This window comes from Streptomyces sp. NPDC007905 (genome assembly GCF_042959345.1).
Taxonomy (GTDB): Bacteria; Actinomycetota; Actinomycetes; order Streptomycetales; family Streptomycetaceae; genus Streptomyces.
In genome coordinates this window covers 34,877-60,911 of record NZ_JBIBKS010000017.1, presented here as the reverse complement: position 1 = coordinate 60,911, position 26,035 = coordinate 34,877, and the positions used below count along the sequence as shown (strand labels likewise).

The window sequence follows — 26,035 nt, the reverse complement described above, 5'->3', positions numbered from 1 at the left end:
GGCGCTCACCGGGCCGCGACCGCTCCCCGGTTCGCGAGCTCGTCCAGGAGCTCGGCCTGTTGCCCAAGGGAACGGGCGGTCATCAGGTCTCGGACGGAGACCGCGACGCCCAGCTCCCGGCTCGCCGTGCGGGCCAGGCGGGTGGCCAGGAGCGAGTCCCCGCCGAGGTCGAAGAAGTCGGAGTCCGCACCGAGGGCGCCGTGGCCGAGCAACTCCGCCCACAGGCGGGTCAGCAGGGCGCCGGTGTCCGGTGCGGGAACGGGGCCGCCCTCCGGTGTTCCGGGTACGGGCGAGGCGGGTTCGGCCACCCGGGGCGTCCCCGCCGCTGCCGCTGCCGTTTCCCTGTCCCTGGCCGTTCCCTTGGCGAACCGTGACGCGTCCGTCGACGGCGCGGCCTCCGGGGCGATCCAGCGCGGGCCGGCGAACGGGTAGCCGGGCAGGTGGACCCGGCGGTGGTGGCCGGGGGACAGGGCGCGGCGGGGGAGGGGCTGGCCCTGGGCCCACAGGGTGCCGAGGGCGGTGAGGACCTCGTCGGCGGGGCGGGCCGTGCGGGACGGGGAGAGCGGGACGGACGCGACACCCGCCGCCTCCGCCAGTGCCGACAGGACACGGCCGGGTCCCACCTCCACGGCCAGGGCGCCGGGGAAGTGCTCGGCGATCGAGGCCATGGCGTCACCGAACCGTACGGTGCGGCGGGCCTGTTCGACGAAGAGCTCCGGCCTGATGTCCGCCCCCGGCAGCACGAGCCGTCCGGTGACGTTCGTGGCGAAGGGCACGGCGGGAGCGCGGACGGTGAGAGTGGCCAGTTCCTCGGCCAGCAGCGGCAGCGCGGGCTCGACGAGCGCGGTGTGGAAGGCGCGGTTCGCGGCGAGCCGGCGAGCCGGGACGCGGCCCGCGAGGCGCCCCGCGAACTCCTCCACGGCCTCCTTTGGGCCGGCCACCACACAACCGTCGGGAGAGTTCACGGCGGCCGGCTCCAGGTCGAGGCCGGAGACGGCGATCAGTTCGCGGGCGCGGGACTCGTCGCAGTTGAGAGCCAGCATGGCACCCTCCGGGCACCGCTGCATGGCTCGTCCGCGAGCGGTCACCAGGCGGGCGGCGTCGGGGAGTTCGAAGACTCCGGCGACACAGGCGGCCGTGATCTCGCCGAGGCTGTGTCCGGCCAGCGCCGCGGGGGTGACGCCGAGCGACGTCAGGGCGGTGGCGGCCGCGTACTCGAAGGCGAAGAGGACGGGCTGGGCCAGCTCGGTGGCCGCCAGTTCGTCGGCGGGGAAGTCCGAGTCGAACAGCGCGCGGCGCATCCGCTCCGCACGTGCCGGTTCGAAGGCCTCAAGGCACCGTTCCAGCGCGGCCGGGAAGGAGGGCAGGGCCTCGGCGACCGGCACGGCCATGCCGACGGACTGGGTGCCCTGCCCGGGGAAGAGGAACACCACGGGCGCGGGCCCCGACGCGGGGCGGCTGCCGCGTACCACGGCTGTGTTGCGCGCGAGGCGTTGCGCCACTTCGGCGCAGGTGCGCCCGGTCACGGCGAGCCGCTCGGACAGCTCGGCCCGTCCCGTGGCGAGCGTGGCCGCGACGTCCGCCAGGTCCGCGCTCTCCCCGGCCAGCCGGGCGGCGAGCCGGGCGGCGGAGCGGTTCAGGGCCTCGGTGTCGGCCGCGGACACCAGCACCAACCGCGTACGTTCCTCGGGTGCGCGTGCGGCCGGGGGCGCGGGTGGCTGCTCGACGACCACATGGACGTTGGTGCCGCCGATCCCGAAGGAGCTGACTCCGGCGCGCCGCGGCTCCGGTCCCGTCCACGTTCCGCACTCGGTGGGGACGTACAGCGGCGAACCGTCCGTCTCGAGCAGCGGGTTGACGCGGGTGAACCCGGCCACCGGCGGGACCACGCCCTTCCGCACGACCAGCAGTGCCTTGATCAGGGCGGCCAGCCCGGCGGCGTTGTCGAGATGGCCGACGTTGGCCTTGAGGGCCCCCACCGCGACCTGGCCCGGACGTGCGCCCGCCCCGCTCAGCGCGGCCGAGGCCGCCGACCACTCGATGGGGTCGCCCACGCGGGTGCCGGTGCCGTGCGTCTCCAGGTAGCCGATCGTGTCACCGCCCACGTCCGCCGTGGTCAGGGCGGCGCGGATCACGGCCTCCTGCCCCGCGACCGACGGGGCGTAGAAACCCGCCTTCGCCCCACCGTCGTTGTTCACGGCCGTGCCGAGCACGACGCCGTAGGGGGCACAGCCGTCCTCCAGGGCGTCGGCGAGGCGGCGCAGCACCACGCAGGCCACCCCGGCGCCGGCGACGACGCCGTCGGCCCGTTCGTCGAACGGACGGCAGCGGCCCGACACCGAGTGGATGCCGCCGGGTACGGCGAGGTGTCCCGCCTGCGGGTGGGCGATCCCGGCGGCGACGACGAGGGCCTGGTCGCAGTCGCCGTTCAGCAGCGACTGGACGGCCATGTGGAGCGCGACCAGGGAGGAGGAGCAGGCGGTCTGCACGGCCACGGCGGGCCCGGTCAGGCCCAGCTTGTACGAGATGAGGCCCGCCATGAAGTCCGGCTCGGTGCCGTGGATCGCGTCCTCCAGGGTCAGCGGATCCAGCTCCCCGCTCGCCACCATGGCGCGCAGATAGCCGCTGCCGCTGGCCGAGGCGAACACCGCTGTCCTCGACACGTCCGCATCCTGTCCGGAGCCGCCGGCGAGGGGGGCGACCCCGGCGTCCTCCAGCGCCGCCCAAGCGGCCTCCAGCATCAGCCGGTGCTGCGGGTCCATCATCTCGGCCTCGCGGGGGCTGACCGAGAACAGCGCGTTGTCGAACCGGTCGGCCTCGGGGAGATGGCCGTAGACGGGGACGTAGTCGGGGTCGTCCAGCAGGTCCTTGGGCACCCCCGCGGCAAGCAGGTCGGACTTCTCGTAGCGCGTGGTGAGGACACCGCCCTCGGTCAGGGCCGTCCACCACGTCTCGAGGTCCGGGGCGCCGGGGAACCGCGCGGAGATGCCGGTGACGGCAATGTCCAGGGATCGGTCGCGTGTCATCGAAACCACCTTCGGCGTTGGGGCACACCCGCAGGTTGCCAGTAATGGCAACGTCATGGCAACCTGTTGTCAATTGCTGGCAATGAGTTGGGCTGCGCCCGTACGCCGTAGGAGCAGCCGAGGGGAGAGGGACCGCTTGCAACCGAAAGCCGAGTGGGCCGCAGGCCGCCCGAGTGCCGCACCCGACGAGGGCCTGCACGAGACGTTCGCCCGCCTCGCCCGGGCCCGGCCGGACGCGGTGGCCCTCATCGAGGGCGAACGCGCCCTCACCTACGGGGAGTTGGATCGCACCGCCGACGCCTGGGCCGCACGCCTCGCCACTGCGGGAGCCGGGCCCGGCGACCTGGTCCCCGTCCTGCTGCCCCGCGGCACGGACCTGGTCGCCGCGCTGCTGGCCGTCCTCAAGACGGGGGCCGCGTACGCGCTGTTGGACCCGGCCTGGCCCGAGCACCGCCTCGGTGACATCCGCGCCCAGCTCGACCCGCCGCTCGTGGTGGCCGACGCGGGGACCCGGCCTCCCCTGCCGCCGCTGCCCGTCTGGTCGCCACCGCGAGGATCCCGTACCACCGGGGCACCGCCCGGTTTCCGGCCCGCAGCGGTCCATGGCTCCGACCCGGCCTGCGTCTTCTTCACCTCGGGCACGACCGGCCGCCCCAAGGGAGTGGTGAGCCCGCACCGAGGGACGGCACGACTCTTCCCGCCGGACGGTTTCGCGTCCTTCACCGCCGGCACGGTGATGGCCCTGGCCGCGGCCGTCTCCTGGGACGCGTTCTCGCTGGAACTGTGGTCGGTGCTCCTGAACGGCGGCACCTCACTGATCATCGACGAGCCCTACCTGTCACCCACCGCGCTGCGGGCCGGCGTGGATCGGCACGGGATGAACACCGTGTGGCTCACCAGCAGCCTGTTCAACATGGTGGTGGACGAGGACCCGGACGCGTTCCGCGGCCTGCGTCAGGTGCTCGTCGGCGGTGAGCGGCTCTCCGTCTCCCACGTCCGCCGCTTCCTGCGCCGGCACCCCGGCATCACCCTGCTCAACGGGTACGGGCCGGTCGAGTCCACCGTGTTCGCCACCACCCACCGAGTCACGGAGGCCGACTGCGAGCTGCCGGGCGGCATCCCGCTCGGCCGTCCCGTCCCAGGTACCCAGCTGTACGTCGTGGCCCCGGACGGCACCCGTCCCTGCGCGGTGGGCGAGACCGGCGAACTGCACGTCGCCGGTGACGGTCTGGCGCTCGGCTATCTCGGCGCGCCCGCCCTGACGGCCGAGAAGTTCGCCCGGCTCCCCCTCGGCCCGGCCACCGACGGCACACGGGTCTACCGCACGGGCGACCTGGTGGAGTGGGGCACCGACGGGCTGCTCCACTACCGGGGCCGGGCCGATGGGCAGGTGAAGATCCGGGGGCACCGCGTCGAGCCCGCCGAGGTCGAGAGGCAGGTGGAACAGCTGTTGCCGGCCGTACGCACCTGCCGGGTCCTGGCCCGCCCGGACGCTTCCGGTACGAGCCTGGAACTGGTGGCGTTCTGCACGCCCGAGCGGCCCGGCGACCCGCTGACCGGCGCCCTCCCCGCACTGCACAAGGCGCTCGTCCCCTACCAGCGGCCCACCCTCCTGGTCAGCGTCGACGGCTTCCCGACGACCGACCGCGGAAAGCTCGACGAACGGGCCCTGCTGGCCCGCGCCGAGGACGTGCCCGGGACCTTGACGCCCGGTCCGGCTCCCGACGGCGCGGCGCGGGACGGCGGCCTCGGCACGGACCCCCTCGTCCAGGCGGTGGCGGAGACCTTCGCGGCCGTCCTCGGCCGTGCCGCCGTGCCGCCCGACGTGCCCTTCGCCGAACTCGGCGGAACCTCGCTCGGGGCGGGCCGGGTGTGCGCGCGGCTCGCGGACCGCCTCGGCCGTCCCGTGCCGGTCTCGCAGTTCTACCTCCGCCCGACGGTCACGGCGCTCGCCGACTGGCTGCGGGACACGGCCGGAGCGCCGGCCCCCGAGACACCCGCCGCGGACGGTGCCACACCGCTGACACCCCTGCAGATCGTCTATCTGACCCGCCACCTCCTGGAGCCCGCCGACCGGACCTCGCACTGCCTGCTCACCTGGCGCATCGGGGGCGAGCCGGACCGAGCGGCCCTGCACGCGGCCGTCACCGCCGTGCACCTGCGGCACGAGGCGCTGCGCGCCGCCTACGTGGCGGACCCCGGGCCGTCGGCCGTGCTCGTGGACATCCCGCCCCCCGACCTCGAGGTGCTGCCCGAGGAACCGTCCGTCGACGCCGCCGTCCGGGCGCTGCGAGAGGAACTGGCCGACGCACTCGACCTGACCGGGGGAGAGGTGTGGCGTACGGCCTTGGTGCCGGTGGCCGCCTCGGACACCACCGTGTTCGGCTGCGTGGTGCACCACATCGCCTTCGACGGCTGGTCGGAGTCGGTGCTCGCCCGCGACCTCGGCACGGCCTACGCCGCCGCGCTTCCCCGCCCCCGCCTCCGCCCGGACGGCAGGGGCCCCGACCGCGCGGGGACCCCCGCCGCCCCGGCGGCCCCACCGCCCTCCCTGCACCGGCTGCACGCGGAGCGCACCCTGCGCCGGACCCTGACCGAACCCGACGCCCACCGCAGCTACCTCGTCGACGAGCTCACCGGCGTACCGGAGTTGCGCTGGCCGCCGGACCCGGCCGAACCCGTATCCCTCGGCCGCGGGTCCACGCCCGGCCGGGTGACGGCGCACGTGGCCGCGTCCGTCCTCGCCACGGTCGACTCCCTGGCCGCCGAGTGCGGGGTGACCCGGTTCGTCGCGTTGCTCGCCCTGTGGGCGCGGACCGTCGCGGAGGTGACCGGGCAGCGGGACTTCGCTGTCGGCGTCCCCGTGGCGCAGCGCGACGGGGCAGCGCTCGAGGATGTCGTCGGATGCCACATCACCATGCTGTGCCTGCGGCTGCGGGGCACCGCCCTGGGCGGCGGCGCGGCGGCCCTGCGGGCGACCGGCCGGATCGTCGCGCGCGCCTTCGCCGCGCAGGACGTGCCCTTCGGGGACGTCCTCACCCTCGTGGACCCGCCCCGCACCGGCCGCCCGCCTCTCTACCAGGCACTCTTCGCGCTCCAGGACAACCCCGTCCCGGAGCTCGAACTCCCCGGACTGCACAGCACGTTCCTGCGTCAGCCCTACCTGGACCTGCCGCTCGAACTCCACACCGAGTGCTGGCCGGACGGCAGCGGGGGACTTCGCGTGGAGACCGCGTACCGGCCCGACGCCGTGCCGCCCGCCGCCGCCCGTGAAATCGCCGAGCGCTTCTCGGACCTGCTGCACCGGCTGGGCCGGCCCGGGCGAGGGGGCGCGGTCCCGCCGGACGCCCCGGACCGGCGCGCCGGACAGCCCGGCCGTCCCGTGCCCCCCGCCCTGTCGACGACGGGCCCGTCTCCCCGCCGGACGCGCCCGGCCACGGCCCGGCCCACCTCCCGGAGGTCTCCGTCATGACGGCCACCATCGCCTCACCCACGCACCTCCTCGACCGCATCGCCGACCCCGAACTGCATGTCAGCGGCGACCCGCACGCGCTGTGGCGCTGGATGCGGGAGTTCTCACCGGTCCACCGGCACGAAGCGGGCGAGCTGCCCGCCTTCTGGTCGCTGACCACGTACGAGGACATCCGCGCGGTCTACCGCGACCCGGTCACGTTCAGCTCCGCTCGCGGGGTCCTGCTGCGTCCCGCCCGGCTCGGTGACGACCCCGGTGGCGGCCTGACGCTCGCGCTCTGCGACCCGCCGCGCCACAAGGAACTGCGTTCCCTCATGGCCGACTGGTTCAGCACCCGGGCCGTGCGCGGGCTGGAGGAGTCCATCCGCGCCGCGGCGCGCACCGCCGTCGAGCGCGCCCTGGAACAAGGCACGTGCGACTTCGTCGACCTCGCCGGACGCCTGTCCCTCTCCGTCATCTCCGGCGTCATCGGCATCCCCGAGAAGGACCACGACGCGCTGTACCAGTGGACCGAGGAGGCGTTCGCCGCGCACACGTCGCTGGCCGCGCACCCGCTGCTCATGGAGTACTTCATGGAGCTGGTGTACGCGCGTATGGCCGAACCGGCCGACGACCTGGTGAGCGCCCTGGTCAACGGAACCGTGCACGGCGAACTGCTGTCCGAGCACGAGATCCTGCTCAACTGCGAGAACCTGATCGGCGCCACGGAGAACGGACGTCTCGCCCTGATCGGCGGCATGCTCGCCTTCCTCCAACACCCCGACCAGTGGCAGCGGCTGGCGGCGGACCGCGATCTGCTGCCCGGCGCCGTGGAGGAGATCGTGCGCTGGACCTCCAGCGCGACGCACAGCATGCGCACCGCCACCCGGCCGTGCACCCTCCGCGGGCAGCGCATCGAGACCGGTGACCGGGTCGTGCTGTGGCTGCCGTCGGCCAACCGCGACGAGAACGTCTTCGACGACCCCTACCGCTTCGACATCGCCCGCCGGCCCAACCGGCACATCGCCCTGGCCTCCGGGGAGCACTTCTGCATCGGCAGCACGCTGGCCCGCGCCGAGATGCGCGCCCTGTTCACGGAGCTGCTCGACTCGGCCGGCGTGATCGAGCAGGCGGGCCCCACGACCCGCGTGCGGTCGAACGCCGTCAACGGCCCCGCCACCCTGCCCGTACGCCTGACGGCGAGGGGCCGCACCCCCGCCGCCCACGAACCGCGATGAGTTCAGGAAGCAGGAGACCCATGTACGACGGTGACTTGGCGCAGCAGCGCACCGTGCTACTGATCGGCTGGCGGCCCGACGCCGTCAAGGCCCTCGAACGCCTCGGCGCCGAGGTGACCTGTGTGCTCGCCACGAGCGACGACACCCGCGAACGGGCCCTGCTGCTCGACGACGCCCACACCGTGCCCGTACGGGACCCTTCGAGCACGGAGGAGACCCTGGCCGGGCTCGAACGGTGCGGCATGTCCGCCGAGGACTTCGACGTCGTCTGCAGCCAGTTCGAGTTCACCCTGGTCAACGGCGCGATCGTGGGCGGCGCACGCAGCGGTACGACACCGCAGGACGCGCTGGCCCTGCGGGACAAGGACCTGCAAAAGCGCCGGATCCGTGCCGCGGGCATCCCCGTCGCGGACTTCCGCCTGATCGTGCACGCCCCCGAACTGCGCCACTTCCCCCACGCGCGCGGGGTGCTGAAACCGCTGGCGAACTCCGCCACCCGGGGTGTGCACGCCTGGCGCGGCGAGGACGAACGCGCCGCCCTGGCCCGTCATCTCGAAGAAGCGGGCGCCTTGGGGCCATGGCTCGCCGAGGAGTGGGTGGACGGCCCGGAACTGCACGTCGACGGTGTCGTACGCGGTGGGCAGGTGCTGTTCACCTCGGTGGGGCGGTACGTGCAGAACGTGCTGGCCATCAGGGACGGCGGCATCGTGGCGTCGGTCATGGAGCATCCGCGGCACCGGGCCGGTCTCTACGACCGCGCGCGGGCGGTGGCCGAGCAGGCCATGAAGGCGCTCGGGCACCATGACGGCGTCTTCCACATGGAGGTCTTCGAGCAGGGCGACCGTCTCGTCTTCGGCGAGTGCGGGGGTCGCATCCCCGGTGGCTCCTTCGACGAGATGATCCGCCTCCAGCACGGCGTGGACCTGCACGAGGAGTGGGCGAGGGCTGTGCTCGGCCTGGCACCGACGGTGGCACCGGCGCCCGCCGAGCAGTGGTACGGCGACGTGTTCCTGGCGACGGATGCGGGCACCCTGCGGTCCTTCCCCGGCGAGCGGGAGGTGAGCGAACGGGACGGCGTACGCCACGTCGTGCTCACGGCCCGCCCCGGCGACACGCTCGGCAGCGGCAGGGAGGCCTCCTGCACGTTCGCCGGCACGGCCGTGGTCGAGGGCCCGGACCCGTGGCAGACGGGGCAGCGGCTGCGGGACCTCGCGCGCTGGTTCGCGGCGAACACCGTGGTGACGCCCGAGCGGGAGAAACAGCCCATGACACAAGGAGCATCCGCATGACACGACGCACCCTCACCCACATCTCGGCTCCGGCGGGCGTCGCCCCGAGCGACGGCTACACCCATGTGGTGACCGGGCCGGGCCGGCTGGCCGCCGTGGCCGGCCAGATGCCGTTCGACGAGAAGGGCGACCTCGTCGGCGAGGGGGACCCGGCCGCGCAGGCCCGGCAGATCTTCGAGAACATGCGCGGCTGTCTGGCCGCCGCGGGGCTCACCTTCGACGACGTCATCAAGCTCACCTACTACGTGACCGACATCGCCCATGTGCCGGCCGTTCTGGCCGTGCGCGACGAGTTCATCGACCCACGTCGGCCCCCGGCGAGCACGGTGGTCCAGGTGGTGGCGCTCTACCGCCCCGACCTGCTGCTCGAGGTCGACGCGTTCGCACTGGCCGGCGAAGAGGCCACGGCCTGACCCCGTCCGGGGCATTGCCCCCGAGCACTCCAGGAGCAGCATGTCCATCACCTCAGCACAGCCACGCCCGCTCGAAGGACACGGCGGTCCGCCGCCGTTCGACCGGCAGCTGGCGGCGCCGCTGCGCGCGGCCCTCGACGACCTGCCGATGCCGCTGACCGCCGAGCTCGTACCGGACCGGCGCCGCAGGTCGGCGGCGGGCCGACTGACCGACGCCGAGATCCGCCGTGACGGGCGGTTCGAGATCGAGGAACGCACCGTCCCGGGGCCGCCCGGAGCCCCGGACGTGCCGCTGCTCGTCTGCCGTCCGACGGCCCCGGCCGGGCCGTACCCGGTGATCTACCACACGCACGGCGGTGGCATGGTCGCAGGCAGCCATCGCAGCGCCGAGCTGGCCGGTGAGCTCGACCGGGCCCAGGAGCTGGGCCTGGCCGTGGTCGCGGTCGACTACCGACTCGCCCCCGAGCATCCGGACCCCGCGCCGGTGGAGGACTGCTACGCCGGCCTCGTCTGGCTCGCGGCGCACGCCCCCGACCTCGGTATCGACCCGGCGCGGATCGTCGTGAGCGGCAACAGCGCAGGCGGTGCCCTCGCGGCCGGGCTCGCCCTGCTCTCCCGGGACCGCCGGGGGCCGCGCCTGCTGGGGCAGGTGCTGCAGTTCCCCATGCTGGACGACCGGTGCGCGACGTTCTCCCACCAGCAGATGGAGCGCGTGGGGCTGTGGGACGGTGCCTCCAACCGTGCGGGCTGGACATCCCTGCTGGGCGGCCGGCGCGGCACGCGGGACGTCTCGTGCTACGCGGCGCCGGCGCGGGCGGCGGACCTGGCCGGCCTGCCGCCCGCCTTCATCGAGGTCGGCTCGGTGGAGGCGCTGCGGGACGAGGGCATCGCGTACGCGTCCCGGATCTGGCAGACGGGTGGTCAGGCCGAGCTGCACGTGTGGTCCGGCGCCTTCCACAGCTTCGACGAGTGGGTGCCTCGGGCGGAGGTCTCCCGGGCCGCTCACCGCACCCGCGTGTCGTGGCTGCGGCGCGTGCTCGCGGCGCAGGGGCGGGAGACGTCGTGAACCGCCCAGCGCCCTCTTCCCAGCCGTCGCTGCTGCTCGTCGGCGGGGCGAACCCGCTGCCCTCCAGCATCGACATCGTCACGCACGCGATCGAGGAGGCACAGGTCCGGGGCATCCGGGTCCATCTGATCCACAGGGAGGCCGCACTCGCGGCGACGGCCGAGGTGGGCGCACTGGCCGACGCGGTGTCCGCCGTCGAACCGGACGATCCGGAGCGGTGCGAGCGGTGGGTGCGTGAACGCCTGGCGGAGGGCGAGCGGTTCGACCTGGTGCTCGGGCTGCGCGACGAGGTGCAGGAGTCGGTGGCCCGGTGTGCCGCCGCCCTCGGCACGCCGGGCAATTCCGTGGAGGCGGTGCGGCGGACGCGGAACAAGGACGCGTGCCGGGCCGCGCTGGCCGCCGCCGGTTTCCGTCAGCCGGCGGTGCGGCTGTGCACGTCGGTCGAGGGGGCGCAGGCGTTTCTCACCGAGTCCCGCGGGCCCTGGGTGGTCAAGCCCCGGGACGGCATGGCGAGCATCGGCGTCCGCAAGGTGCGGGGCCCCTCGGAACTGCCGTCGGCCCTCGACGAGTTGCCGGACCGGAACCTGTTCCTGGTGGAGGAGTTCGTCGAGGGAGCCGAGTACAGCGTGGAGGGCGTCATCCTCTCCACGGGACCCAGGGTCCTGGCCGTGACGGCGAAGGAGGTGCTGCCGCCGCCGCACTTCGTGGAGATCGGTCATGTGCTGCCGGCCGAACTGCCCGAGGACACCCGTGCGGAGATCGACCGTCAGGTCACCGACGCGCTCGGTGCGCTCGAGCTGCGGTTCGGGGTGTTCCACGTCGAACTGTGGCTGACCGGGGACGGCATCGTCCTGGGCGAGGTGCATGTGCGGCCCGGGGGCGACTGGCTGCACCGGCTGCTCGGGCACGCCCTGCCGGGCCTCGAACTGTTCGGCCTGCTCTACGACGACCTGCTCGGGCGCCCCGGGCAGGCGCGGCACCCCGTCGCGACCCGGGCGGCGGCGGTCCGCTTCCTCGTGGCGCCGCCGGGGCCGCTCGCCGGTGTCGACGGCTGGGACGCGGTACGGGACCATCCCTCGGTGCTGCGCGCGGAGTTGACCGCGGCACCCGGTGACGTCCTTGCCCCGGTACGGCAGTCCGGGGACCGCGCGGGATTCATCGTGGTCGGCGAACGGACCCCGACGCGGGCCCGTGCCCTCGCGACGCACCTGGCCGCGTCGGTCCGCTTCCGTACCGGCCCGCCGCCTTCCCGCGGACGCATGCGGAGCGCGGCCCCGACCGCCGCCGCACCGCCCCGCTGACCCCGTTTCACCCTGACGGCCCGCCGGACCACCCGGCGGGCCGTCACGGCGTGCCGGACGCCGGCGCCCAGGAGCCCGGGCAACGGAAGGCCCGGGACGCGGTGTTGCTGCGCCCCGGGCCTTCGGCTTGCCGCTGTTCGAGTGGTCGGCGGTGTCCGGTGTCCTGCGCCTCGTTCCTGCCCTGCCCCGGACGGCCGCCGCCGGTGTGGCCCACCTCGGTGGTCGGGCTCGCGGCGGCGCCGTACCCGCGCTGTCGGCAGCCGGGCCCGTCAGGACTTGGCGCCCTGCCGCGACTGGCTGACGCCCTCCAGGGATTCGGCCAGTATGCGCCAGATCTCGGCGGCCAGGTCGATGTTGGACTGCTGCCCGGCCTGCTCGCCCAGTTCCTTGAGCCGGCGGATGCCCTCCTCCTCGCGGCCCTCCGTGAGCATCAGGCGGCTGTCGAGGATGTGCAGCCTGACCTGGTCCCGATAGGTGAGGAGCAGCTCGCTCTGGTGGAGTTGGTCGTGCAGCGCCCGCGCGTCCGTGTACCGGCCCTCCTCGAACGCGAGCTGCGTCTGCAGGGTGAGCAGTTCCTGGCGCAGCACCGGCGTGCCGACCAGCGCGAGGGCGCTGGCCGCCTCCTGGAGGCATTCCCGGGCGCGGTCGATCTGCGGCGACGTGCTCTGCAGGTTCAGGGAGGCGGCGGCCAGCCGCAGCCGCGCCCACAGGGTCAGATCGACGCTGCTGTCCAGCTCCTTCATGGCCCGCTCGAGATAGTTCCGCGCGACCTCGTGGTCACCCTGCCGGGACCGTACGGTGGCGGCCGACCACAGGGCCTGGGCGGCCAGCGGGTCGGACCGCCCCTCCACGAGCTGGACCAGTTCGTCGACATGGGCCCGGGCATCGGGCAGCCGGCCCGCCTCGGCCTCCACGGAGACGAGGGTGAGCAGCGCGCTTCCGGTGTCGGTGACGGAAAGACCGGCGCTCTTGGCCAGTTGGTATGCGTTGACCGCGATGCCCAGTGCCCGGGTCACGTCACCGGTCGCCCTCAGGGAACGGGCGAGCTGGAAGCCGGCCCTGCACTGCAGCTCGGGAAGGGCGAGTTCGTCGGCGACCTTGCCCAGCTCCGCCAGGCATGCCTGCTCCTTGCCCCGCTCGCCGCGGCGGTGCCAGTACTGGGAGATCAGCCACAGGGCCTGCCAGCGCAGAAACGGTGTCTCCTCGCGAACCTGGCCGAGCACGGCGATGAGGGTCTCGATCCCCTCGTCGTCGTCCGTGGAGCTCGCGATGGACAGGGCCTGGGCAAGGGAGCCGCCGCTCGGCGGGGTGTCGAAGGCGGACCGGTCGACCCCCAGAACCTGGGCAAGGTAGGTGACCACGCGCTCTGTGGGCTGCCGTGCGCCCGATTCCAGACGTGACAGGTATCCGGTGGAGATTTCCCTGCCTGCAAGAGCGGCCTGCGAGAGACCGCGCTCCAGCCGGAGCTCTTTGAGGCGTCGTCCGAAGGTCGGCTGTTCCAGCATATGAATCTCACTATTCACAGTGTGTGGTGACAGGTGCGTGGCTCGACCTCCCCCGCGGCTGTCGGTGAGTAGCCCAAGCTCCTGATTACGTAGGAGTTTAGCGACAGCTGAACCGCCCCGGCAAGTAGGTTGCCCTCCCGGTTTGCCCATACATCGGCGGCTCACCAGCGCGTGTCTGGCACCGAGTTGCCGATTTGAGGCAAACAGTTGCCAGAGTTTGTTCGCGCCCGATACATTGGACATCACTTCGGGCCGTCGGCCCACGAATCCCCTCTTCACCTGTGCCTTCTCTACAGGAGCAGACATGCGCAAGCGCCTTCGCACCGCGTCCGCCGCCGCCTTCTCCGTCCTCACACTGGGCGTCCTCTCGACCGTTGTGCAAGGGGACATTGACTGGCCGCACAAGGAGGGCGCGTCCATCTCTGCCAGCGTCCAGAGCACTGGGATTGACTGGCCGGCTCAGCAGAGCGCGGCCGCCTCTGCCAGTGCAGGCAACGACGGCATCGACTGGCCGTAACCCCCCCGGGCAGGAGCTCGCTTCCCGTAAGGGGCAGTACCGCAGCTCGCTTTCCCGGGGTGCGGTAGCGCGTCGCCCCTCCGGGGCCGACCCCGCCTGCCCGACCCGATGGCGTGACGGGTCCGCCACGCCCCCTCCACCCGCGCTGCCGGACCGGGCCGGGTCACCTGGCCGGGCCGGCTTCCGCGCGCCCCCGTGAACGGGTCTCGCCCCACTCCGCGGCGCACCGCCACGAGAGCCTGCCCTGTGCGGGCCCGCAGGGCCGCGCTGCCCGCAGGCCGCTCACCGGGCCCAGGCCCTCGACGGCGGCCTCGCGCGGCCGAGGAGCGGCTCGGGTTCGTCCGTCCGTTCTCGGCGGGCCCACTCCCGCAGCTGCCTCCCGTCACGGGTGCGCCGTCGTCCTTCCTCCGCAGGGCGGTTGCCCCTGGTTCCCCCGGCACCGTTGCCGGCCGACAGCCGCGCGCGGACCGCGCACCGGCTCGGCGGCCGGTGCGGCGGCGAGGTCCCGTCCGGACCGTATGGCAGGCACAACTCGCGCCCGGGCGGCCGTGTCGGACACGGCCCCTGTCGCGCGTACCGCGTCCTGACCGAGCGCCGCCTCACCGCGTGCCCGTGGGCCGTGAGCGTGCACCCCGTGCCCGTTCACCGCCACCGGGCGCCCGGGTCCTCGGGGCCGCGCCCCGGGACCGGCTCCGCACCCGATCACCCCGTACGTCAACCCTGGAATGGAGCGCGTTTCTCATGACTCCGCACGTCACTCTCCCCCTCGCGCGGGGGATGAGCCTGAGCGCCGAGCAGATCGACACCTTCGCCCGGCTCGGCTACCTGATCCTGCCCGGTTTCCTGCCCGAGGAGCTGGCATCACGACTTCGCAGCGAGGCGGACCACTGGGTCGACCAGGGGCTGCGGGCGAAGTCGATCGCCTGCACCGCCGACCCCGACGCCCACGGCCTGCCGCCCGTCATGGAACTGGAGCTGGCCGCGCACGGCGAACTCGTCGCGTACGAGCCGCTGATGGACGCGCTCAGCCAGTTGATGGGCTCCGACTTCGTCTTCCACCACCTGCACAGCGACCGCCAGAAGCCCGACCTGCCCGGCAAGGCCTGGCACCACGACTACGAGCAGCGGCCACAGACCGATCGTGCCCACACCATGATCCACACGCTGCACTACCTGGACGGGCTCGATGCCGGCACGTCCTCCCTCGTCGTGCTGCCCGGTTCCCACCGCGAAGTGGCCGAGAAGGACGCCCGAGCACACCTGGACACCCAGGAAGTGCCCGGCGAAGTCGTGATCGACCACCTGCCGGCCGGCTCCACCGTCGTCGTGCACTCCGCTCTGTTCCACGCCCGCCGAGCCCTGTCCGGCGGCAAGCGCGGCAAGGACCGCTACTTCGTCGACGCCTCGTACTGCCAGGTCGGTCCCCAATGGCCGCCGGTGAAGCCGTACTGGCGTCACATGCTGCGCCGCGCGCGGGCGCTCGGCCTCGACCGCGGCACCTGGCCGGAGCTGTTCGCGGAGCGCCACTTCTCGGAGTACGTCAGGCCGGCCTGAGCCACCGTCACGAGTACCGGAGGAACCCATGTTGTATGCGGGAATCGCCTGGGACGCCGGCGGATTCGAGGTCGCGGTGGTCGACGAGGCCGGCAGGCCCGCCGCTCCCCGGGCCCGGTTCGGCGGTGGACGGGTGACGGACCTGATCGGCCACCTGCGTGGCCTGGGCCGGGAGCGGCTGGTGACCGTGGTGGAGAGCACCAACGGGATACTCGACGGCCGCATGATGGCCGCGGGCCTCGCGGTGTACCGCGCGGACGCGCGCCTGCTGCCCCCGCGGCCACGGTTCGGCTCGGTCCCGGCCGAGGTGATCGCACGGGCCGCGCTGCGCACCCCCTCCGCTCTGGCCCGCCTCGAACGCACCCGAGGCACCCAGACCGGTCGTGAGCCTGAGCTGGAGGCATGGATCGCGAGCACGACGTCCGAGGTGGCCGAGCTGACCGCCGCGGGACACCTGGTGAGCCACGGCGGCCGTGACCGCAAGGAGGTCGCGCTCACCTTCGACGACGGGCCGCAGCCCGGGAACACCGAACGAATCCTGGACGTCCTCGACGGCTACGACGTGCCGGCGACGTTCTTCTGCGTCGGCATGAACGCGTCTGCCCATCCGGGCATCCTGACGCGGATGCGCGAGCGGGGACACGGGCTCGGCAACCACACCTGGTCGCATCCGTTCCTGCCCGAGCTGACGCGGTCCCAGCTCACCGAGCAGATCGAACGCACCCAGGAGGCCATCGCCGAGGCGTCCGGTGGCCCCGCGCCGACGCTGTTCCGGCCGCCGTACGGCTCGCGCACCCCGGAAGTCCTCGGCTGGCTCGCCGAGTCCGGCCTGACGACCGCACTGTGGGACGTGGTGCCCGACGACTGGTCGATGCCCGGTGCGGACGCGGTCGCCCGTGTCGTGCTCGAGCAGGTGGCGCCGGGCTCCATCGTCCTGCTGCACGACGGCGGCGGCGACCGCTCGCAGACCGTGGCCGCACTGCCCGCCGTGATCGAGGGCCTGCTCGAACGCGGCTACCGTTTCACGCTGGTGGACGAGATGGCACCCCGCGTCGAGCAGCCGGCACCGTCCGCGACGTCCGTCGTCTGACCGGGCGCCGCTCGTCGGCCGCCTCGGTGGGCTGCGGCTTCCGGCCCACCGAGGCAGCCTCCGGGGGAACCGCGCCGATTCCGCCCCGCTGGTCGGGTTCCAGCGGGGCGGAGTGCTGCGTGTGCACTGCGTGCGGCCGGAAGGCGAGGGACCGGCCGGTGACCCGCCGGAGGGGAAACGACCGTCCTTCCGGCCGGGCCGAGCCGGGGAGGCGTCCCACCGACGGCGCTCCTGCGGGAACACCGCCGGCGCCGCCCGCGCGGTCTCCCCTGCAAGCCCCGCCGACTGCGCCCCGCCGCAACGAGCGAACCCGGCAAGAAGACGGCGACCGCCTTGCCGCCGCGGGAGCGCCGTCGCCACAGCGGGTGGGGCCGTACGGCCCTCGTCACGGGGCCCTCGATCTCGCCAACGGCGTTCCGCCGCGCGCGTGGCGTTCAGAGCTTCCTGAGTCCCGCCCCGAGGGCCGCGGCCAGCAGGACCAGCAGTCCGCAGAGGGTCGTGCGGAGTCCGAGGCCGCCCGCGCACCAGCCGACGAGAACCGGACCGATCAACAGGCCGCTGTACGTCATGGTGTTGACCTTGGCGAGGGCGTCCGCCGCGCTCGCCGCGCCCAGGTCCTCGCCCCCGTGCCCCACCGCGCTGAAGATGACCGGCACGAGTACGGACAGCCCGAGGCCGAACAGCGCGAAGCCCGCGACGGCGGTCACCGGACCCGGGGCGAGCACCACGACGGCGAGGCCGAGGACGGCGACACCGCCGCCCCAGCGGACCAGGACCCGCGCGCCGTACCGCTCGTGCAACCGGTCGCCCACCAGCCTGGCGCCCGCCTCGCAGGCGCTGTAGGCGATGTAACCGAGGGAGGCGGTGGCGAGTGAGGCGCCGAGTACGTCGTGGAGGTAGATACCGCCCCAGTTGCCGACGACGCCGCTGCACACCAGGACGACCGTGCCCGTCAGGCCGAGCAGCAGCAGCCGGGTGGACCATCCGGCCCAGACGCCGGAGCGGGACCCCGACGCGGCGCCGGCCTCCTTCCGGTCCGCGGCACGCCGCCCGATGCGGTCGACCCGGGCCGGCAGCAGGTGCCGCCCCGCGGTCAGGGTGAGCGCGACCATGGCCGCCCCCACGGCCGCGTAGTGCGCGGTGAGCGAGTAACCGGCCTTCAGCGCGGCGCCACCGAGCAGGGAACCCACGGCGGAGCCGATGCTCCAGGCCGCGTGGCAACCGTTCATGACGTGCCGTCCGGTCTCCTTCTCCACCGCGATGGCGTGGGCGTTCATGGAGACGTCGATGAGGCCGTCGGCCGCGCCGAACAGGGCGAGCGTGAGGCCGAACCACACGAGGGAGTGCGCCGAGGTCGCCGGGACGAAGGCAACGAGCGACAGCGGCAGCGCGAGCGCGGCCACGCGCACGACGGGCGCACTGCCACATCGCCCCACCAGGCCGCCAGTCGCCTGCATGGCCAGTAGACCCGTGACAATGGGCACCATCAGCAGCAGGCCCAACTCGCCCTCGGACAGCGAGAAGCGGGACTTCCACAACGGAATCCGCACGAAGTAGCTCGCGAAGACGAATCCCGTCAGGAAGAACGGCGCCATCGACGCCCAGCGGATCCGGCCCAGTTCCGGCGCGGCGCGGTCTCGCACGCCGGGTCCGCTCCGCACCGCGCCCTGTCCGGTCACGCTCTTCTCTGCTTCTGCCATGGCCCCTCCGCCTCGTCGTCTCGTCACGGGAAAGCTCGCCGACCATTCAGTCACATGGTTGCCAAGATAGGCAACATGGGGTCACACTCATGGCATGGATGAAGTGAGGTTCAGCATCGTGATTCCCTACAAGCAGCGACTGGACAACATCCGGCTTGTCCTGTCGGCCCTGGCCGAACAGACGATGGACCGCTCCCGGTTCGAGGTCCTCATCGGCGCGATGGAGTACTCCCCGGAGTTCGTCTCCCTGTGCGGGGAGTTCACCGACCGGCTCACCATCGTCTCGACCCTCTCCGCTGACGACTGGAACATCTGCCGGGCCAGGAACCTCGCCCTGCGCCAGGCCCGCGGCCAGGTGACGCTCATGCTGGACGCGGACATGGTGCTGCCTTCCCGGTTCCTCGAGAACCTCTACGAGCGGTACTACGCGCACGGTCAGAACGTATGCGTCATCGGGCAGATGATCGGTTACGACGACGTGGTCGAGACGGACGTCGAGCAGGTCGAACTCGCCCCGTTCAGCCACTACCGGGAGGTCCTCGCGGGGCTCGAGGCGCAGGAACACGTCGTCATGGACGAACGCTGGAACGCCCAGCACGTGTCCGCGTTCAGTCGCTTTCCCTGGGTCTACGCCCGTGGCGCCCTCGTGGCCGTCCCGACGGCGGTGGTCGGGCAGCACGGACTCACCTACGACGAGGGCTTCCAGGGCTGGGGCCCCGAGGACCAGGAGTGGGCCCTGCGCGTCGCCCTGACCGGCACACCCCTCGTGCTCGGCCAGGAGGTGTACGGCATCCACCTGCCGCATCGGCGCAGCGTCAAGGACAACGGGCGCACGGCACACCGCAACAACCGCTACTACCTGGCCAAGTGGCCCCGTCTGGAACTGGAACTCGCCCTCGCCTTCGGCTGGCTCGAGACGGACCGGATCCTGCCCGACGTCCGTCGCGAACTGGACGCGGCCGCGGCGGGAATGGACGCCGGCTACGCCCCGGGCACCGTCCTCGGGGCGGCGGGCGGCAGGAGCCTGCTGGTCGTCGGAGCGGCCGTCGACCACTCGACGCGGACGCCCGCCCCCGAGGTCGCTGCCCTGTTCGACGCCCACGCCCGGCTGACCGTGCTGCCGCTGGCCGGTTTCGCGTTGCCCTACGCGGACGACGGCATCGACGAGTGTCACGTCCTGCCGCCGGTCGCGGAGCTGGACGACCGGTACCGCGACGCCGTCCTCCGCGAGGCGGAGCGGGTCGCCGTGAAGGTGTCGGCCTCCCTGGGCGGGGCCGGGCGCTGAGCACCACCCTGCGATGGGCCGCCGCGGCGGGCCCCGTCCGGTTTCACGACGTCTGCGGATCGGAGTGATCATGTCCATTTTGCTGGAGACGGCCACCAACTGGGCCGGCAATCTCGTGTTCTCGGCCGCCCGATGGCACCGGCCGCGGAGTGTCGACGAGCTGCGGCGGCTCGTCGCGAACAGTGAACGCATACGCGCCGTCGGCAGCGGCCATTCCTTCAGCGCCGTCGCCGACACCCGGGGGGACCTGGTCCGCCTGGACGGCCTCCCGCAGGCGATCGAGCTCGACACGGCGGCCTCGGCGGTCACCGTCTCCGCCGGCCTGCGCTACGCGGACGTCATCGCCGCGCTCGAGCGCTCCGGTTGGGCCCTGTCCAACCTGGCCTCGCTGCCGCACATCTCCGTGGCGGGCAGCGTGGCCACCGGTACCCACGGCTCCGGTGACACACAACGCTGTCTGTCCGCTTCCGTCCGGGCGCTGCAACTGATCGGTCCGGAAGGCGACCTGATCGAGCTGAGCCGGGACACCGACCTGGACGTGTTCCCGGGCTCGGTGGTGGCGCTCGGCGCACTCGGAGTCGTCACCCGGCTGACCCTCGACATCGAGCCGAGCTACGAGATGGCGCAGCGCGTGCGTGTCGCGGTGCCGCTCGACGAGGTGGCGGCGGACTTCGACGCGGTGTCCGGCGCGGCCTGCAGCGTCAGCGTGTTCACCGACTGGGGCCATGACGAGGCCGACGTCTGGCTCAAGCGCAGAACGGACCGGCCGGGCAACGGCTGGAGCGGCGGCCGCCCTGCCGAGCGGCCGATGAACCCGGTACCCGGCATGCCGCCGGAGTTCAGCACGCAGCAGCTCGACGTGCCGGGCCCCTGGTGCGAGCGCCTGCCGCACTTCAGGCCCGAGCTGACCCCGGGAGCGGGCGAGGAGCTGCAGTCCGAGTACTACCTGCCCCGCGCCGCGGCCCCCGCCGCGATCGGCGCGCTGCGAGACCTGGGACAGCGCCTCGCACCGGCCCTGCACATCGCGGAGGTGCGCACGGTGCGCGCGGACGACCTGTGGCTGAGTCCGGCCCACGGCAGGGACTCCGTCACCTTCCACTTCACCTGGGTCAAGGACCCGGACCGCGTCCGGTCGCTGATCGCCGCGGTCGAGGAGGCGCTGATGCCGCTCGGTGCCCGGCCGCACTGGGGCAAGCTGACCGCACTCGCCCCGCGGGACCTGGCCGCGCTGTACGAACAGGCGGGTGCCTTCGGGCGACTGACCCGCGCGTACGACCCTGCCGGCAAGTTCCGCAACGACTTCACGGACGAGCTCCTCGGTGCCGTGTGACGTCCTCCGCACGGCTGTGGCCCACGGTGACACACCGTGGGCCACAGCCGTGCGAGGGCGCCGTCACCAGCGGTCGTGCACCAGAGTCCTGATCCGGCGGTCGTACAAGTCCTCGATCGCCTTCAAGGTCGGCTCGGGCAGCTCGGGCAGCCGTGCCGCCTCCGAGTTGGCGCGGGCCTGTCGCGGCGTGCGCGCGCCGGGGATCACCGAGCTGACTCCCGGTTGCTGAACGACCCAGCGCAGCGCGGCCTGTGCCGGGGTCATGCCGTCGGGCACCAGAGCGGCGAACTCTGCGGCCGCCTCGACGCCCACCTCGTACTCCACGCCCGAGAACGTCTCGCCGACGTCGAACGACTCGCCGCGGCGGTTGTAGGTGCGGTGGTCGTCGGCCGCGAAGACCGTGTCACGACGGTACCGCCCGGACAGCAACCCCGAGGCCAGCGGGACTCGGGCGATGATGCCCACGCCGGCCGCGCGGGCCGCCGGCAGGACACGCTCGAGGGGTTTGCGCCGGAAGGCGTTGAGGATGATCTGCACGCTGGCCACATGGGGCCGGGCGATGGCGGTGAGCGCCTCCTCGCAGGTCTCCACGCTCACCCCGTACGCGGCCACACGCCCTTCGTCGACCAGCACGTCCAGGGCGTCGTACACCTCCTGCGCGGAGAACACGGGTGTGGGCGGGCAGTGCAGCTGGACCAGGTCGAGGGTTTCCACGCCCAGGTTGGCCCGTGAACGGTCGGTCCACCTACGGAAGTTGTCCAGAGTGAACTCGGACGGGTGCTGGGCGGCACGCCGCCCCATCTTCGTCGCCACGAGGATGCCGGCGGCGCGCGCGGGGCCCAACTGCCGCAGGAACGAGCCGATGAGCCGTTCGCTGCGGCCGTCGCCGTAGACGTCCGCCGTGTCGAGGAACGTCACGCCCGAGTCCACGGCGGCACCGAGGACGGCCAGGGCCTCGTCCTCGTCCACCGCGCCCCAGTCGGCGCCCAGTTGCCAGGTGCCGAGCCCGACCGTCGAGACGCTCCGCCCCAGCCTGCCGATTTCCCGCTGCTCCACGGGTACCACCTTTCCGAGGGTCGTTGCCGTCGATACTTGCCATCATTCTGGCAATTGATTTGCCAACTCGCAATGGGTAGCGTTGCCTTGTTGGCAAGGTTCGTCGGAAACCCGGACCAAGGAGGCCGCGTCCATGCGTATCGCTGGAGCGACAGTTCTGCTCACCGGCGCGACGGGGGGTATCGGACGTGCCCTGGCGCGCCGGCTGGCCCGCTCGGACGCCACGCTGGTGGTGACCGGGCGGCAGCCCGAGACACTCGAGATCCTGGCCGCGGAGGTCGGTGCCCGGCCGGTGGTCGCGGACCTCTCGGACCCCGGCGCCGTGGCCCGGCTCGCCGAGCAGTGCCCTGACGTCGACGTGCTGGTGGCCAACGCGGCCCTGCCCGCCAGCGGCGACCTCCTCGACTACACGCCCGCGCAGATCGAGCGCGCCCTCACCGTGAACCTGACCTCGCCCGTGCTGCTGTCCCGGCTGCTCGCCCCCCGCATGGTCGCGCGGCGCCGCGGCCATCTCGCCTTCGTCGGCTCCATGTCCGGCAAGGCCGCGACCCCGTACTCCTCCCTCTACACGGCATCCAAGTTCGGCCTGCGCGGCTTCGCCCACAGCCTGCGCGTGGACCTCCACGGCAGCGGCGTCGGCGTCTCCCTCGTGCAGCCCGGCTTCGTGCGCGAGGCGGGCATGTTCGCCGCGACCGGCGCAGAGGTGCCGAGCGGCGTGCGCACGGTCTCCCCGGACGAGGTGGCCGCCGCCGTCGTTCGCGCGGTCGAGGAGAACCGGGGCGAGATCAATGTCGCGCCGCTCGAGCTGCGGCTGCGCTGTGCCGTGGCCGTCCAGTTCCCGGACTTCGCGGCTCGGTCCCAGCGGCGTGTCGGGGACAACCCGGCCGTCCAGCAGGTGATCGAGGCCCAGCGGGCCTCCCGCTGACACCCCACCACCCACGGAGGCAGCCACCATGACGGACGGCCGCACGAGAGCCTCCCTCCCGGGTACGGGCGGCCTCGGTGTCGCGGAGCAGGCCGTTACGCGGTGGCGTCCGTCTGCGTCAGACCCGCCGACGTCGCGTCGGCGGCGACGGAGCTGAGCGGGAGCGGGGTTGCCGTGGGGACGGTGACCGGCTTCCTGTGCGGTCGGTCCGCCACCTCGGTCGAGGCCGCGGAGACGGGCAGAGCGCTGGCGGACGGGGCCGCGGAATTCGACATGGTCATCGACGTCGGCCGGCTCCGGGCGGGGGACGACGCATACGTGGCCGCCGACATCGAGGCCGCGTCGAGGCCGCTCGGGGAGGACTCGTCAAAGTCGTCCTGGAGAACTCCCGTCTGACGGACCGGGAGAAGATCCGGGGCTGCGCCCCGGCGGAACCGGCCGGCGCGCACTTGGTGAAGACGTCTACGGGGTGAAGACGTCTACGGGTTTCGCCCCGAAGGGAGCGCCCCTGACGGACGTCCGGCTGATTCGCTCTCACGTGCCGCCCACCATGGGTGCCAAAGCCGCCGGAGGCGTGCGCAGTCTCGACGCCATGCCGGACATGGCCGAAGCGGGAGCCGGCCGAATGCGCCACGGCCACCGCCGCCATACTCGACGAACCCGCTGCGGCGAGGTGACTGGTTTCCGGGCGCGCAACCGGTCGGCGGAGCACCCGGAAAGTGCCGGTCGACTACAGGCAACTTCTCGGCAAGACCCGGCAAAGCGGACGGCAACTTCACGCCAACTCTCGGCAGCCGTGCTGCCGGGCGGCGACCGCCCTTTCGTGACGCGCCACGGAATCCCAACGCGCCTGGTGCCACCGGCCGACGACGGGCAGGCCCCCGGCTCCCCCCGTCGCCCCACCCCCCGGAGTGAACGGTCCCGAAACGGGTGATTGGGGGGTGTTTTCCCGGGGCTGACAAGTACCTTTCCACCGGATACCGGCGTTGACCGGAACGAGTCATGCACGGTTGCATGATCTTCATTGGCGAGACTTCTCGCGCACAGTTGGATTGTCTTTCGTTCTGCACGGCCGGGAGGAATCATCCCGGCAGGCGTCATGGGGGAGTACGTTGACTCGCACCGTCGGTATCGCGCTCGTGGGCTGCGGATACGTGGCCGATTTCTACATGGCCACCCTTCCCAATTACCCAGACATTCGGCTCATAGGTGTCCATGACATCGATGCCGAACGAGCGAGGAAGTTCTCGGCGCACCACGGTGTGCCGTCCTACGCGTCCTTAGGGGAACTGCTCAGCGACGAGTCCGTCGACATCGTCGTCAATCTCACCAATCCGCACAGCCACTACGACGTGTCCCGCCGCGCTCTGGAGGCGGGCAAGCACGTCTATTCGGAGAAGCCTTTCGCACAGGAGTGGGAGCAGGCCAAGGAACTGGTGGAACTGGCCGAAGAGCGTGGCCTCATCCTCTCCTCCGCGCCGTGTTCCCTGCTCGGGGAGACGGCCCAGACGCTGTGGCGGGCCCTGCGACAGGATGCCATCGGCCGACCGCGCCTGGTGTACGCGGAGCTCGATGACGGGGCCGTCCACCAGATGCCCTACAAGAACTGGATCAGCCCGTCAGGTGCCCCCTGGCCGTACGCCGACGAGTTCCGGGTCGGCCCCACGCTCGAACACGCCGGGTACTACCTGACCTGGCTGACCGCGTTCTTCGGCCCGGCGGCGGAGGTCGTGTCCTTCGCCGCTCTCCTGCAACCGGAAAAGCTGGAGGACCAACGGCCGCACGCCTGGGCGGCCGATTTCACATCCGCCTGCATCACCTTTCACTCGGGTGTCGTGGCCCGTCTCACGTGCAGCACGGTGGCCCCCGAGAACCACACCCTGCAGATCGTCGGTGACGGGGGTGTGCTGTCCACCTCGGAATGCTGGGACTACGGTGCCGAAGTGGCCCTGCGCAAGCGGGTCGCGGACGGCGACTCGGCGCACCATTACCTGACCGAGCCCCAAGTGGTCCCTCTCGTACGGCCCGCCGACTACCGGTTCCGGTATCACGACACCCACGACATGGACTTCGCGCGCGGTGTCGCCGACGTGGGCGCCGCTCTCCTCGATGACGGGGCGACTCCGCTGCTCTCGGCCAGGCACGCCCTTCACGTCCTGGAGATCGTCCTGGCGATCGGCCATCCGTCCGACGGTGGCCGCACGGTGATCAGTTCGAAGTTCGACGACCTGGAGCCGATGCCTTGGGCCCTGTGACCACCGCGTGCGGCGGACGGTAGGACATCCAGGATCTGCACCGTGCAGTACCGGACTTTCGGCGAAAGATGAGGCAGAGGGAATGGCTTCTCCGACAACTGCGACATTCGTCATGCCGCACTACGCAGACGCGGCCGGTGCGGACACGTACCTGACGCAGACTCTGCAGAGCCTGCACCGGCAGACCGACCAGGACTGGCAACTTGTCATCATCGACGACGCCTCGCCGCGAACGGAGGACCGGGAACGGCTGCGGGCGTTACAGGACCTCCACCCGGACCGCACGGTCGTCCTGCAGCAGAATGTGAACCGCGGTCAGGGATTCTGCCGCAATGTGGGCGTCCAGTGGGCCTGGGAACACGGTTCGCCTTTCGTTCTGTTCCAGGACGCCGATGACATCGCTCATCCTCGGCGACTGGAGGTGACCCGCCGAACCTTCGACGAGCGCGCCGATGTGGATTTCGTGTATTCGACGTTCTCCGTCATCGACGAACTCGGCGCCTCCGTCCCGCCCGCCCGCCTCACGCCGTCGCTGCTGGAAATCATCGAGTCGCACCGGGAGGACCCGGTCGAGGGGCCGGACGCGTGGATCCGCATGGGCGTCGACACGGGTTACACCACGCTGACGTCGACGGTCTCGGTGCGCACCGAACTGGCCCTCAGCCACGCTTTCCCGCACGTGCGCGCCTCCGAGGACGCGCATGCCTGGTTCCGGATGTCCGCAGGAGGCACGTCGGTTGCCTACCTGCCGTCCATTCCCTGTCTGTACCGTGTGCCGCAGGGCGTGGCGGGATCGTCCGACCGCAGCCGCATCGGCGCGGACTACTACCGGCGCAAGGCCGAGGTCGACACCGACGGATTCCTCGAAGCGATCTCCATATCCCTTCAGCGGCAGACCATCCGGCCCGACGAGGTGAACGCCCTGAAGAGCGCCTTTCTACGGCGTCTGGCAGTCACCATGGAGAGGGAGGGCCAGCACGGTGTGGCCCAGGAGATACTGAGCACGATCGACCAGGTCGGCGTCCGGTAGCCAG

The 26,035-nt window shown here is 72.4% G+C and carries 19 protein-coding genes; 15 read left to right on the top strand and 4 right to left on the bottom strand.

Annotation, left to right across the window (positions count from 1 at the left end; all coding sequences use genetic code 11):
- Positions 1-5: 5 nt before the first annotated feature.
- On the bottom strand, positions 6-3,026 hold the full coding sequence (locus tag ACFZDC_RS27945) for a beta-ketoacyl synthase N-terminal-like domain-containing protein (RefSeq protein WP_391328202.1): 3,021 nt from the start codon (positions 3,024-3,026) through the stop codon (positions 6-8).
- Positions 3,027-3,162: 136 nt separating this feature from the next.
- Here ACFZDC_RS27945 and ACFZDC_RS27940 point away from each other — a divergent pair, with 136 nt between their 5' ends.
- From ACFZDC_RS27940 to ACFZDC_RS27915, 6 genes are read left to right on the top strand one after another with little or no spacing between them, the layout of a single operon-like run.
- Positions 3,163-6,498: an amino acid adenylation domain-containing protein gene (locus ACFZDC_RS27940; protein WP_391328200.1), complete on the top strand. Its 3,336-nt coding sequence runs from the start codon at positions 3,163-3,165 to the stop codon at positions 6,496-6,498.
- Entirely contained in the window at positions 6,495-7,715 is a 1,221-nt protein-coding gene (locus ACFZDC_RS27935; RefSeq protein WP_391328198.1) for a cytochrome P450, read from the top strand. Before ACFZDC_RS27940 ends, ACFZDC_RS27935 begins: the two co-directional genes overlap by 4 nt.
- Before the next feature lie 20 nt (positions 7,716-7,735).
- Positions 7,736-9,004, top strand: coding sequence for an acetyl-CoA carboxylase biotin carboxylase subunit family protein (locus ACFZDC_RS27930; RefSeq protein ID WP_391328196.1), 1,269 nt, complete (start codon positions 7,736-7,738; stop codon positions 9,002-9,004).
- A complete protein-coding gene (locus tag ACFZDC_RS27925; RefSeq protein WP_391328194.1) occupies positions 9,001-9,417 on the top strand; it encodes a Rid family hydrolase in 417 nt (138 codons plus the stop codon). The genes ACFZDC_RS27930 and ACFZDC_RS27925 overlap by 4 nt, the downstream gene beginning before the upstream one ends.
- 40 nt (positions 9,418-9,457) lie before the next feature.
- A complete protein-coding gene (locus ACFZDC_RS27920; RefSeq protein WP_391328192.1) occupies positions 9,458-10,483 on the top strand; it encodes an alpha/beta hydrolase fold domain-containing protein in 1,026 nt (341 codons plus the stop codon).
- Positions 10,480-11,784: an ATP-grasp domain-containing protein gene (locus ACFZDC_RS27915; protein ID WP_391328191.1), complete on the top strand. Its 1,305-nt coding sequence runs from the start codon at positions 10,480-10,482 to the stop codon at positions 11,782-11,784. Before ACFZDC_RS27920 ends, ACFZDC_RS27915 begins: the two co-directional genes overlap by 4 nt.
- Positions 11,785-12,053: 269 nt before the next feature.
- On the opposite strand, the gene ACFZDC_RS27910 is transcribed toward ACFZDC_RS27915, so the two are convergent.
- Positions 12,054-13,289, bottom strand: coding sequence for a helix-turn-helix domain-containing protein (locus ACFZDC_RS27910; RefSeq protein WP_391328189.1), 1,236 nt, complete (start codon positions 13,287-13,289; stop codon positions 12,054-12,056).
- A gap of 304 nt (positions 13,290-13,593) precedes the next feature.
- Between ACFZDC_RS27910 and ACFZDC_RS27905 the strand changes: the two genes are divergently transcribed.
- The 3 genes from ACFZDC_RS27905 (at position 13,594) to ACFZDC_RS27895 (ending at position 16,450) form a co-directional block, all read left to right on the top strand.
- Positions 13,594-13,806: a hypothetical protein gene (locus ACFZDC_RS27905; protein ID WP_391328187.1), complete on the top strand. Its 213-nt coding sequence runs from the start codon at positions 13,594-13,596 to the stop codon at positions 13,804-13,806.
- 741 nt (positions 13,807-14,547) lie between these two features.
- Positions 14,548-15,360 carry a phytanoyl-CoA dioxygenase family protein gene (locus tag ACFZDC_RS27900; protein ID WP_391328185.1) on the top strand — a complete coding sequence of 271 codons (813 nt, stop codon included), beginning with the start codon at positions 14,548-14,550 and terminating at the stop codon, positions 15,358-15,360.
- Positions 15,361-15,388: 28 nt separating this feature from the next.
- The gene (locus tag ACFZDC_RS27895) at positions 15,389-16,450 is read left to right on the top strand and encodes a polysaccharide deacetylase family protein (RefSeq protein WP_391328183.1); all 1,062 of its coding nucleotides are present in this window, start codon (positions 15,389-15,391) and stop codon (positions 16,448-16,450) included.
- A gap of 434 nt (positions 16,451-16,884) precedes the next feature.
- Here ACFZDC_RS27895 and ACFZDC_RS27890 read toward each other — a convergent pair whose 3' ends face one another.
- The gene (locus ACFZDC_RS27890) at positions 16,885-18,150 is read right to left on the bottom strand and encodes an MFS transporter (protein WP_391328182.1); all 1,266 of its coding nucleotides are present in this window, start codon (positions 18,148-18,150) and stop codon (positions 16,885-16,887) included.
- A 94-nt stretch (positions 18,151-18,244) separates the two neighbouring features.
- On the opposite strand from ACFZDC_RS27890, the gene ACFZDC_RS27885 reads away from it, so the two are divergent.
- Positions 18,245-19,435: a glycosyltransferase gene (locus tag ACFZDC_RS27885; protein WP_391328181.1), complete on the top strand. Its 1,191-nt coding sequence runs from the start codon at positions 18,245-18,247 to the stop codon at positions 19,433-19,435.
- 70 nt (positions 19,436-19,505) lie between these two features.
- Positions 19,506-20,765: a D-arabinono-1,4-lactone oxidase gene (locus ACFZDC_RS27880; RefSeq protein WP_391328179.1), complete on the top strand. Its 1,260-nt coding sequence runs from the start codon at positions 19,506-19,508 to the stop codon at positions 20,763-20,765.
- A 63-nt stretch (positions 20,766-20,828) separates the two neighbouring features.
- Here the strand turns inward: ACFZDC_RS27880 and ACFZDC_RS27875 are convergent, their stop codons facing one another.
- Entirely contained in the window at positions 20,829-21,821 is a 993-nt protein-coding gene (locus tag ACFZDC_RS27875; protein ID WP_391328177.1) for an aldo/keto reductase, read from the bottom strand.
- Positions 21,822-21,954: 133 nt separating this feature from the next.
- Between ACFZDC_RS27875 and ACFZDC_RS27870 the strand changes: the two genes are divergently transcribed.
- The 4 genes from ACFZDC_RS27870 (at position 21,955) to ACFZDC_RS27855 (ending at position 26,031) form a co-directional block, all read left to right on the top strand.
- Positions 21,955-22,746, top strand: a complete 792-nt coding sequence (locus ACFZDC_RS27870; RefSeq protein ID WP_391328175.1) for an SDR family NAD(P)-dependent oxidoreductase — start codon at positions 21,955-21,957, stop codon at positions 22,744-22,746.
- 174 nt (positions 22,747-22,920) lie between these two features.
- On the top strand, positions 22,921-23,142 hold the full coding sequence (locus ACFZDC_RS27865; protein ID WP_391328173.1) for a hypothetical protein: 222 nt from the start codon (positions 22,921-22,923) through the stop codon (positions 23,140-23,142).
- 716 nt (positions 23,143-23,858) lie between these two features.
- The gene (locus ACFZDC_RS27860) at positions 23,859-25,001 is read left to right on the top strand and encodes a Gfo/Idh/MocA family oxidoreductase (protein WP_391328171.1); all 1,143 of its coding nucleotides are present in this window, start codon (positions 23,859-23,861) and stop codon (positions 24,999-25,001) included.
- Between the two features lie 112 nt (positions 25,002-25,113).
- Positions 25,114-26,031 (top strand): glycosyltransferase, encoded by a 918-nt coding sequence (locus ACFZDC_RS27855; RefSeq protein WP_391328169.1) that lies wholly within the window; start codon positions 25,114-25,116, stop codon positions 26,029-26,031.
- The last annotated feature ends 4 nt before the right edge of the window (positions 26,032-26,035 follow it).

Bases quoted from the DNA above. Each gene is read 5' to 3' on its own strand.
- ACFZDC_RS27925 (WP_391328194.1), top strand. From the start codon at position 9,001: ATGACACGACGCACCCTCACCCACATCTCGGCTCCGGCGGGCGTCGCC.
- ACFZDC_RS27880 (WP_391328179.1), top strand. From the start codon at position 19,506: ATGTCCATTTTGCTGGAGACGGCCACCAACTGGGCCGGCAATCTCGTG.
- ACFZDC_RS27890 (WP_391328182.1), bottom strand. From the start codon at position 18,150: ATGGCAGAAGCAGAGAAGAGCGTGACCGGACAGGGCGCGGTGCGGAGC.
- ACFZDC_RS27895 (WP_391328183.1), top strand. From the start codon at position 15,389: ATGTTGTATGCGGGAATCGCCTGGGACGCCGGCGGATTCGAGGTCGCG.
- ACFZDC_RS27905 (WP_391328187.1), top strand. From the start codon at position 13,594: ATGCGCAAGCGCCTTCGCACCGCGTCCGCCGCCGCCTTCTCCGTCCTC.
- ACFZDC_RS27900 (WP_391328185.1), top strand. From the start codon at position 14,548: ATGACTCCGCACGTCACTCTCCCCCTCGCGCGGGGGATGAGCCTGAGC.
- ACFZDC_RS27930 (WP_391328196.1), top strand. From the start codon at position 7,736: ATGTACGACGGTGACTTGGCGCAGCAGCGCACCGTGCTACTGATCGGC.
- ACFZDC_RS27885 (WP_391328181.1), top strand. From the start codon at position 18,245: ATGGATGAAGTGAGGTTCAGCATCGTGATTCCCTACAAGCAGCGACTG.
- ACFZDC_RS27870 (WP_391328175.1), top strand. From the start codon at position 21,955: ATGCGTATCGCTGGAGCGACAGTTCTGCTCACCGGCGCGACGGGGGGT.
- ACFZDC_RS27855 (WP_391328169.1), top strand. From the start codon at position 25,114: ATGCCGCACTACGCAGACGCGGCCGGTGCGGACACGTACCTGACGCAG.
- ACFZDC_RS27935 (WP_391328198.1), top strand. From the start codon at position 6,495: ATGACGGCCACCATCGCCTCACCCACGCACCTCCTCGACCGCATCGCC.
- ACFZDC_RS27910 (WP_391328189.1), bottom strand. From the start codon at position 13,289: ATGCTGGAACAGCCGACCTTCGGACGACGCCTCAAAGAGCTCCGGCTG.
- ACFZDC_RS27920 (WP_391328192.1), top strand. From the start codon at position 9,458: ATGTCCATCACCTCAGCACAGCCACGCCCGCTCGAAGGACACGGCGGT.
- ACFZDC_RS27945 (WP_391328202.1), bottom strand. From the start codon at position 3,026: ATGACACGCGACCGATCCCTGGACATTGCCGTCACCGGCATCTCCGCG.